The sequence below is a fragment of the Bradyrhizobium sp. 18BD genome (genome assembly GCF_054185225.1).
Genome location: NZ_JAVAYL010000052.1, coordinates 1 through 1,163 on the forward strand (window position 1 = coordinate 1; position 1,163 = coordinate 1,163).

A 1,163-nucleotide genomic window follows, 5' to 3' on the forward strand; every position below is an offset into this window, starting at 1 on the left:
CGACCTTGACTAGAGCTGCGCGCGCCATCTCCACGCTTCCACGGTCGGGACGAAGAGCTGGCCTGCAATCGAACAAAGAGCTGACCATAAACCTTGACACACCAAATCCCCATGTGAGCAATCCAGAATCGTCCCGCGGAGACAGTCTGGATTGCTTCCGCCTTCGCCAAGGCTACGGCGGGACAAGTCGCTGCGCTCGCAATGACGGTGGAACCGCCTCGGGCCGATCACATCGCGCTGCGCCCGGGAACATCGTGCCCAATCCGCGCGTTTTCCTCCCATGCGCACGACATCAAACATCATCCTGGCCAGCCTCCTGATCGCCGCCTCCGGCAGCGCGATCGCGCAGGCCCCGCCCGCCCCGGCGACGCCGCCGCAAGCGACCGCGCCGCCATCCCCGCAACGCACCGCCGACTGCACGCCGCAGGACCGCCCGAACCGCGCCACCACGCCCGACGGCACCACCACCGGCCAGGCCCGGGAACCGCTCGGCGACAAACTGGCAAAATCCGACGGCGTGCTCTGCCCGCCCGCCGGCGTAGACCCCGAGATGCACGCCCCGGCGCCCTCCACGGACGGCGCCATGCCCGTCATCCCGCCCCCCGGCAGCCCCGGCGGTGACCCGACGGTCAAGCCGAAATAGCCCGTCGCGCCGACTTGTCCGCCGTAGCTCCAGCGAAGGCGGAAGCCTCGCGTAGGCGGATTCTTCGCCTCGCCTCGCCCCGCCTGCGGGGAGAGGCCGGAAATCCGCGCGCGAGCGCGGATTTCCGGGTGAGGGGGACTCTCCACGAGTCTGCTGCGCGAAAACGGGCAGCTTCGGCCCCAAACGGCGCGATTTCGCCAGCGAAATCCCCCCATCAATCGGCGCCACCTTGCTTGACTTCCCGCCGCCCCCTTCCTTATATGCCGCGCGTTCGCGAGATCGGCCGTAGCAGCCGTTCGCGACCCTGTGGCGGGGTAGCTCAGCTGGTTAGAGCACGGGAATCATAATCCTGGGGTCGGGGGTTCGAGTCCCTCTCCCGCTACCATGAATTACCTGTCCAGCCCGGAGACATAGGTAACGGATCGTACCTAAGAGATGGGTGACAACCTCGTGCCGAACGGGTTGTCGAGGGGTTGCAGGGTCTTCTGCTCCAGGTCGAAATATCCAAGATCATAGTGCA

The 1,163-nt window shown here is 66.5% G+C and carries 1 protein-coding gene and 1 tRNA gene; both read left to right on the forward strand.

Going from position 1 to position 1,163, the window contains the following annotated elements; translation table 11 throughout:
• The first annotated feature begins 280 nt into the window (after nt 1-280).
• Nucleotides 281-643 carry a hypothetical protein gene (locus RAD16_RS40305; RefSeq protein ID WP_458163626.1) on the forward strand — a complete coding sequence of 121 codons (363 nt, stop codon included), beginning with the start codon at nt 281-283 and terminating at the stop codon, nt 641-643.
• A gap of 308 nt (nt 644-951) precedes the next feature.
• A tRNA-Met gene (locus tag RAD16_RS40310) sits at nt 952-1,028 on the forward strand.
• The last annotated feature ends 135 nt before the right edge of the window (nt 1,029-1,163 follow it).